Origin of the sequence: Acinetobacter sp. YH16044, from assembly GCF_013417145.1 — a bacterium.
GTDB lineage: Bacteria > Pseudomonadota > Gammaproteobacteria > Pseudomonadales > Moraxellaceae > Acinetobacter > Acinetobacter amyesii.
In genome coordinates, this window is sequence record NZ_VPEK01000126.1 from 1 (window position 1) to 1,699 (window position 1,699).

The 1,699-nt window shown below is 44.0% G+C and carries 2 protein-coding genes; one reads left to right on the plus strand and one right to left on the minus strand.

The features are described from left to right. Window positions 1–880: MobA/MobL family protein (locus FTV38_RS17410; RefSeq protein ID WP_180023036.1), on the minus strand; the 880-nt coding region annotated here is incomplete at its 3' end. Between the two features lie 220 nt (window positions 881–1,100). Here FTV38_RS17410 and FTV38_RS17415 point away from each other — a divergent pair. Next, the coding region (locus FTV38_RS17415; protein ID WP_257228815.1) for a hypothetical protein at window positions 1,101–1,699 on the plus strand (599 nt) is incomplete at its 3' end.

Below are 1,699 nucleotides of genomic sequence, written 5' to 3' on the forward strand. Positions count from 1 at the left end.
GATTTTTTAATTCAGCCTCATAAAACGAACGATACAACTCATAATGATTTTCAGCACGTAACCGATCAATTTCAGTAGTCATCTTTTCCCGTTCGGCCATTAATTCCGGCTCTTTCTCACGCGCAAAACGGACCGCCTTATTCATCACAGGAACATCCTTCAGCTGTGTGCCATGCTTCTTGTTGTATTCCTTGTTGGATAAACAGCTGACCAAACTAGGAACTTCCACCTGAATTCCCTTGATTTCCACCATCTTGGTCGGAGCATAACGCATGAGACTGTCATTAATCAGCTCTTCAGTTTTCTGCCGATACAGCTGTAACTGCGCCTTTCCCATGCCTAACACATCAGCTGTCAGCTTCTGCGCCCCACCTTTCTGTGGATCCTTTGGGTTATAACGCTTAAAAAACTGTTCTGCGGTCCGGTCGATGCCATCAACATGCCGTTCACTATACATAAAATGCAAATGCGGTTGCTCTTGCCCACCCAACGATCCAACATGATTATGAATGGCACAGGTAAAGGGATAGCGATAGCGGTCTGCAAACTCAGCAATGAATGCCTCGGCCAATTCAATCCGCTGTGCCTGGTTCAACTCTTTCGGCAAGGCCACCACCAGACTGGAACAGGTACGGCCATTACTACGTTCATAAATATCTGCAGCGCCCCAAAACTCAGCCGGCTTTCCTTCAGCAAAATTTGGCATATTGCCGGATCTCACAAACTCGATCTGTTCTGAGGCACTTTCTTTATAATTTTTAAAATGCGAAGTCCGGGTAATGTAGTGAAACCGGTTCTTGGCCGTGGCAGCATTTTTTACTTTCCCCGATCGGGTTTTCACGGCCTTTTTGCTTGTGTGTTCCAGGTTGCAATAGAACATAATCCCACCTTCAAATTCACGGAGCCTCGCAGAGCCTGCGGAGCACGAGGAGAAGTGTTTTTATTTCAGTATAATTCGAAGAAATTATACTAAAATAAAAACACGGAAACGAGCTTAAGAATTAAATAAAATGTTCCCACATTTTATTTAATTCTTCCCGTGCCAGCCTATGCTAAACTGAAAACAGAAAAACCTCACCCATTTTATGCTGGAGAATGCGATGACGGCTCGTGGAAGACCTGCGAAAATACTCACTTCAAATGACCTCATGACATTGCAGCAGTTCCTGGAAAAACTTCCCTTCCTCAAGAAAAAACAGCAACAGGCTTTAACCCTACTCCAGCAATCCAATGACAGATTCAATGACAAACAACTCAGTCTGCTCAAAACAGTCGACCGGGAGAAGAACCAGTTTCTAACAAGACAGGCACTCATTGAACAGATCAAACTGAAGGACAAAAACCAGCAGCCCCTCTTGGCCAACGAAATTGAAATTCTGACCTTACTCAATCAAGCAATGGATCAGGATAATTTTTTCCGCCTGGATCGCGCCCTAGAGTCTTATCAGAAAATTGAAAAAGCCGCCCTAGACAATCGAATCCGGCTGGAGAATGAACACAAACGTGAAATTTTGCAGAAAAGTCACAAAGAACTGACAGAAGCCCAGAAAAAACGCAATGCAGAAAACCAACTCAAATACGCGATAGGAGGTGTAGTTCAATCGCTTTATAAAGACCTCAATCTTCAGATCCAGCACAGTGATATTCCCCTACTCAGAGATGCCCTCCTACAGAGCATTATTTGGGAAAAAACCATTAA